Raw genomic sequence first — 6,079 nt, 5'->3', positions numbered from 1 at the left:
AGAAGAACCTGAGCGGCCCGGAGGCGACGGCACTGCAGGCGAAGACCTTCAACCATGCGAGCGAGGACCTGATCGCGGCGATCGGGGCCGGCAACTTCCCGAAGTGGGACCTGTACGTGCAGTTGCTGAAGCCCGAGCAGCTGGACAGCTTCGACTTCAACGCGCTGGACGCCACCAAGGTCTGGACGGGCGTGCCGGAGACGAAGGTCGGCACGATGACGCTGAACCGCAACCCGGCCAACATCTTCCAGGAGACCGAGCAGAGCGCGTTCGCGCCGGGCAACCTGGTGCCGGGCATCGAGCCGTCGGAAGACCGGCTGCTGCAGGGGCGGCTGTTCAGCTACAACGACACGCAGTTGTACCGCGTGGGCACCAACGTGCAGCAGCTGCCGATCAATGCGCCGAAGGCGGCGGTGGCGAACAACAACCAGGACGGCGATGCGAACGCCGGTGCGCGCAGCGGGCTGGTCAACTACGAGCCGTCGCGGCTGAAGCCGCTGCCGCAGGATGTGGCCTTCAAGTCGTCGGCCCTGCCGCTGGCCGGCAGCACGCAGCAGCAAGGCATCGCGAAGACGCTGAACTTCCGGCAGGCTGGTGAATTCTGGCGCTCGCTGACGAAGCAGGGCCAGGCGAACCTGGTGGCCAACCTGGCCGGCGACCTGGGGCGCGTCACCAACGACACGGTGAAGTACGCGATGCTGGCGCACTTCTACAAGGCCGATGCGGGGTATGGCAGCGAGATCGCGAAGGCGGTGAAGGCGGACGTGGGGCGGGTGCAGCAGCAGGCAGCCGGATTGACCGACTGAGGACCGACTCCTGCCGGCTCGTTCCCGGTTTCGCCTGGCCGCTGCTGCCTTCGCACGGCGTGGATGCCGCCGCACCCCCTGGTCGCATGCTGGGAGCTCCATCAGACGAACCAGGGGATGACGATGAAAGATGCCGTGGTGATCGGCGGCGGTCCGGCCGGTTCGGCCTGCGCGCTGTGGCTGCACCAGCTCGGAATGGAGGTGCAGTTGCTGGAGGCTGGTTCCGCGGTCGGCGGGTTGCAGCTGAACAACCCGTACACCAACCGCTGGATCCCCGGCCTGCAGGGAAAGACCGGCCAGCAGGTGGCCGCGCAACTGCAGGATCACCTGGAGTCGGCGAACGTGCCGCACAGCCTCGGGTTCTGGGTCACGGGCATCCAGCCGTGCCCGGGCGGGCTGGGTTGGGAGGTGTCGGGACGCGGCACGACCCATCGGGCGCGCCACGTCGTCATCGCCACCGGATCGAGACCGCGCCGCGGCGGCTTCGTGCCCTCGGACACGGTGGGCATCGGTCCGGGCGTGGCCATGGAACGGATCGCGGTGGCAGGCCGGCGCGTCGCGATCCTGGGCGGCGGCGACAACGCGTTCGACCAGGCCGGCTTCGCGCTGCGGCGTGGCGCGGCCAGCGTCGACATCTTTTGCCGGCGTGCACCGCGCGCGCAACCGCTGCTGTTGAAACAGGTGGCGCCCGAGAACGTGCACATCGGGCCGTTCGAGGTGGACCAGGCGGCGATGACGGTCGACGGCCGCGGGTTCGACGTGATCGGCGTGCAATATGGCTTCGAGGCCAGCATTCCGGCCGGCCTGCGGCTCGCGCTGGACGACGGCTGCATCGAGGTCGACCGCCATGGGGCGGTGCCGGGGTTGCCCGGCTTGTATGCGGCGGGCGAGGTGACCAACTTCCTGCACCCCTGCGTCGCGACGGCCTATGCCCACGGCGTGCAGGTGGCGAAGGCGATCCAGAATGCGTCGGCAGCCGGGCCGTGGGTTCAGCCGCGGGTCGACCGTCAGGCGCCGCTGCGAACGCTGGCGGCAGCCGCCTGACGCCGCGCGCCGGGCCGAGCGGAGCGGAACGGCCTCGCCTACCTGGCCTTGTGGACGTCCAGCAGATTCAAGGATGCGCGGCGACCAACGCCTCGACCGCCATCGGCACATGCTCGGCGAGCAGCGCCTTCAGCGCGTCGATCTTGCCCTTCGGCGTGAGCGCGTCCCAGGCGTCCGGAGACGCTGCAGCGCCGACCGATGCCGTCGAGAAATTCGCCCGGATGCGCGACTCCTTCACCACCTCCAGCGTCGCCAGGTCGATCAGCGACAGCTTCGCGAAGACATACGGCGCAAAGAACCCGCGCCCCGTCTCGCCGGTGCGGGAGTCCATCATCCTGACCGAGCGATCGATGTAGAAGCCCATGCCCTGCAACTGGCCGCTTCCCAGGCTCTCCTGGTCGCCCGCCTGCAAGCGGGCCGTCGACAGCTGCTTGGTGATGAGCACCAGGTACGCCGCGCCGTCCTTGCGCATGGCCTGCACCACGGCCGGAGACAACTGGAGCCGCCCGCCTTCGGTGAACCGCTCCTGCTGCTCGAACATCGCCGGCGACGACAGGTCGTACAGCGACACGCGCGCAGCGGCATCCAGGTGCTTCAACGCCAGCTCGGCCAGCGTCATGGCCTCGGCATCGAACACCCCGCCGTTCACCGGCAGCGCCTGCATCCGGTTGCGCTCGATCGTCGTGCCGGTGCCCGCCTCGTGCGTCACGACGGACAGCTTGTCGCCGATCAGCGAGACCACCGCATAACCCGCACCCGGTGCCGGCAGCCCGCCCGCCATCGCCCCGAAACCCGCGGCGATCAACAGCCCGCCGAAAAAACCACGCACCATCATCTTCATTCCCATCACGCCTCCTTGACGCAATCCACGTGGTATGTCCGCGACCCTTCGTCGCTGTCGTGCTCCACCAGCCCGTGCACGTCGGTGTCGAAGCCGGGGAACTTGGCGTTGAACTCGCGCGTGAACTTCAGGTAGTCGACGATCTTCTTGTTGAAGCGCTCGCCCGGGATCAGCAGCGGGATGCCGGGCGGGTACGGCGTCAGCAGCGAGGTCGTCACGCGCCCTTCGAGGTCGTCGATCGCGACGCGCTCGGTGTCGCGGTGCGCGATGCGCGCGAAGGCATCGGTGGGCTTCATCGCCGGCTGCAGGTCCGACAGGTACATCTCGGTGGTCAGCCGCGCGATGTCGCCCTTGGCGTACATCTCGTGGATCGCCTGGCTCAGGTCGCGCAGGCCCAGCCGCTCGTAGCGCGGCTGCTTGGCCACGAACTCCGGCAGCACGCGCCACAGCGGTGCGTTGCGGTCGTAGTCGTCCTTGAACTGCTGCAGCGCGGTGAGCAGCGTGTTCCAGCGGCCCTTCGTGATGCCGATGGTGAACATGATGAAGAACGAGTACAGCCCGGTCTTCTCGACCACCACGCCGTGCTCGGCCAGGAACTTGGTGACGATGGAGGCCGGGATGCCGGTCTTGGCGAACTTGCCGGACATGTCCAGCCCCGGCGTGATGATGGTGCTCTTGATCGGGTCGAGCAGGTTGAAGCCGTCGGCCAGGTCGCCGAAGCCGTGCCACTTGGCGCCGGCCTTCAGCACCCAGTCGTCGCGCGAGCCGATGCCTTCGGCCGCCAGCTTGTCCGGGCCCCAGACCTTGAACCACCAGTCCTTGCCGTATTCCTTGTCGACCTTGCGCATCGCACGGCGGAAGTCCAGCGCCTCGAGGATGCTCTCCTCGACCAGCGCGGTGCCGCCCGGCGCTTCCATCATCGCGGCGGCCACGTCGCAGCTCGCGATGATCGCGTACTGCGGGCTGGTCGACGTGTGCATCAGGTAGGCCTCGTTGAAGAGGTGCGTGTCGAGCTTGCGGTGCTGCGCGTCCTGCACCAGCACCTGCGAGGCCTGGCTGATGCCGGCCAGCAGCTTGTGCGTGGATTGCGTCGCATACACCACCTGGTCCTTCGGGCGCGGGCGGTCGCGGCCCATCGCGTGGAAATCGCCGTAGAAGCTGTGGAACGCGGCGTGCGGCAGCCAGGCYTCGTCGAAGTGCAGCGTGTCGATGTAGCCGTCCAGCGAATGCTTGATGGTCTCGGTGTTGTAGAGCACGCCGTCGTAGGTGCTCTGCGTCAGCGTCACGATGCGCGGCTTGACCTTCTTCGGGTCGACGCCGGCGAGCAGCGGGTTCTTCGCGATCTTCTTCTGGATCGCCGCGGGCGAGAACTCGCTGCGCGGGATCGGGCCGATGATGCCGTAGTGGTTGCGCGTGGGCGGCAGGAACACCGGCACCGCGCCGGTCATGATGATCGAGTGCAGGATCGACTTGTGGCAGTTGCGGTCGACCACCACCACGTCGCCCGGCGCCACGTTGTGGTGCCACACCATCTTGTTGCTGGTGCTGGTGCCGTTGGTGACGAAGAAGCAGTGGTCGGCGTTGAAGATGCGTGCGGCGTTGCGCTCGCTCTCGGCGATCGGGCCGGTGTGGTCGAGCAGCTGGCCGAGTTCGTCGACGCTGTTGCAGACGTCGGCACGCAGCATGTTCTCGCCGAAGAACTGGTGGAACATGCGGCCCACCGGGCTCTTCAGGAAGGCGACGCCGCCCGAGTGGCCGGGGCAGTGCCACGAGTACGAGCCGTCCTGCGCGTAGTCGACCAGCGCGCGGAAGAACGGCGGTGCCAGGCCGTCCATGTACGACTTGGCCTCGCGGATGATGTGGCGCGCGACGAACTCCGGCGTGTCCTCGAACATGTGGATGAAACCGTGCAGCTCGCGCAGCACGTCGTTCGGCAGGTGCTGCGAGGTGCGGGTTTCGCCGTACAGGTAGATCGGGATCTCGGCGTTCTTGAAGCGGATCTCCTGGATGAACTTGCGCAGGTTCAGCACCACCGGGTCGAGCTCGGGGCCTTGCGTGAACTCGTTGTCGTCGATCGACAGGATGAAGGCGCTGGCGCGGCTTTGCTGCTGCGCGAACTGCGACAGGTCGCCGTAGCTGGTGGCGCCGAGCACCTCGAAGCCTTCCTTCTCGATGGCCGCGGCCAGCGCCCGGATCCCCAGGCCCGAGGTGTTCTCGGAGCGGAAGTCTTCGTCGATGATGACGATCGGAAAGTTGAAACGCAGCATGGCGACCTCAGGGCAGCGGACTTGACAAGGCGCGAAGTGTAGGGCCGATCGATGACGGCTGCGGGACGCGGCTTACACTGCGCCGCAAGCGCGCGGGGGTGATGTGCAAACTGCGCAACACACGTTGAACAAGGAGCGGCCATGGACATGAGCCCGTCGACATTCTGGTGGGTGGCCGCAGGCGTCGCGGTGGCGGCCGAGCTGGCCACCGGCACCTTCTACTTGCTGATGTTCGCGCTCGGCCTGGCGGCCGCGGCGCTGGCGGCCCTGCTGGGCATTGCCGTTCCCGGCCAGCTGGCGATGGCGGCGCTGGTGGGCGGCGGCGCCACCGCGCTGTGGCACTGGCGGCGTTCGCAGCGCCCGGCCGCCGGCCCGGTGCGCGAGAACCGCGACGTCAACATCGACATCGGCGAGCGTGTGCACGTGACGGCCTGGGCCGACGACCGCACCGCCCGCGTGGCCTACCGCGGCTCGACCTGGACGGCGCGGCTCGCGCCCGATGCGCCGGCGGCGGCCGGCGAGCACGTCGTGCAGGCGGTCGAAGGCAACTGGCTGGTGCTTGCGCCGGCCACGATCCGCTGAGCCGCCCTCTTCCCCTTCTTCCCCTTCTTCCCTCCTGAAAGCACCCTCATGGAAATCGCGCTGATTCTCGTGGTCATCGTCGGCATCTTCATCGTCCGCACGCTGAAGATCGTRCCGCAGCAGAACGCCTGGGTGGTCGAGCGSCTGGGCAAATACCACGCCACGCTGGCGCCGGGCCTGAACTTCGTGGTGCCGTTCATCGATCGCATCGCCTACAAGCACAGCCTCAAGGAAATCCCGCTCGACGTGCCACCGCAGGTCTGCATCACGCGCGACAACACGCAGTTGCAGGTCGACGGCGTCCTGTACTTCCAGGTGACCGACGCCATGCGCGCATCCTACGGCTCATCGAACTACCTGCAGGCAATCACGCAACTGGCGCAGACCACACTGCGCTCGGTGATCGGCAAGATGGAACTCGACAAGACGTTCGAAGAGCGCGACCACATCAACACCCACATCGTCAACGCGATCGATGAATCGGCCGCCAACTGGGGCGTCAAGGTGCTGCGCTACGAGATCAAGGACCTGACGCCGCC

At 67.5% G+C, this 6,079-nt stretch carries 6 protein-coding genes; 4 read left to right on the top strand and 2 right to left on the bottom strand.

The features are described 5' to 3' along the window. Together AC1DYN_RS31305 and AC1DYN_RS31300 are read left to right on the top strand one after the other, a co-directional pair. Window positions 1-806, top strand: an 806-nt coding sequence (locus tag AC1DYN_RS31305) for a catalase (RefSeq protein WP_477966498.1), incomplete at its 5' end; no start/stop codon positions are given. Between the two features lie 123 nt (window positions 807-929). Then, complete coding sequence (locus tag AC1DYN_RS31300; RefSeq protein WP_477966496.1) at window positions 930-1,850, top strand: NAD(P)/FAD-dependent oxidoreductase; 921 nt, start codon at window positions 930-932, stop codon at window positions 1,848-1,850. Between the two features lie 67 nt (window positions 1,851-1,917). On the opposite strand, the gene AC1DYN_RS31295 is transcribed toward AC1DYN_RS31300, so the two are convergent. Both AC1DYN_RS31295 and AC1DYN_RS31290 read right to left on the bottom strand, forming a co-directional pair. After that, window positions 1,918-2,697 carry a hypothetical protein gene (locus AC1DYN_RS31295; protein ID WP_477966494.1) on the bottom strand — a complete coding sequence of 260 codons (780 nt, stop codon included), beginning with the start codon at window positions 2,695-2,697 and terminating at the stop codon, window positions 1,918-1,920. Continuing rightward, a complete protein-coding gene (locus AC1DYN_RS31290) occupies window positions 2,697-4,958 on the bottom strand; it encodes an Orn/Lys/Arg family decarboxylase (protein ID WP_477966492.1) in 2,262 nt (753 codons plus the stop codon). The genes AC1DYN_RS31295 and AC1DYN_RS31290 overlap by 1 nt, the downstream gene beginning before the upstream one ends. A 141-nt stretch (window positions 4,959-5,099) precedes the next feature. Here AC1DYN_RS31290 and AC1DYN_RS31285 point away from each other — a divergent pair, with 141 nt between their 5' ends. Together AC1DYN_RS31285 and AC1DYN_RS31280 are read left to right on the top strand one after the other, a co-directional pair. Beyond that, window positions 5,100-5,540, top strand: a complete 441-nt coding sequence (locus AC1DYN_RS31285) for an NfeD family protein (RefSeq protein WP_477966490.1) — start codon at window positions 5,100-5,102, stop codon at window positions 5,538-5,540. Window positions 5,541-5,588: 48 nt separating this feature from the next. Next, window positions 5,589-6,079, top strand: a 491-nt coding sequence (locus tag AC1DYN_RS31280; protein ID WP_477966488.1) for a paraslipin, incomplete at its 3' end; no start/stop codon positions are given.

The sequence above is a fragment of the Rhizobacter sp. P2_D12 genome (assembly GCF_056404395.1).
The sequence above is the reverse complement of the archived record's forward strand: the minus strand, read 5'-3'. Positions and strand labels throughout refer to the sequence as shown.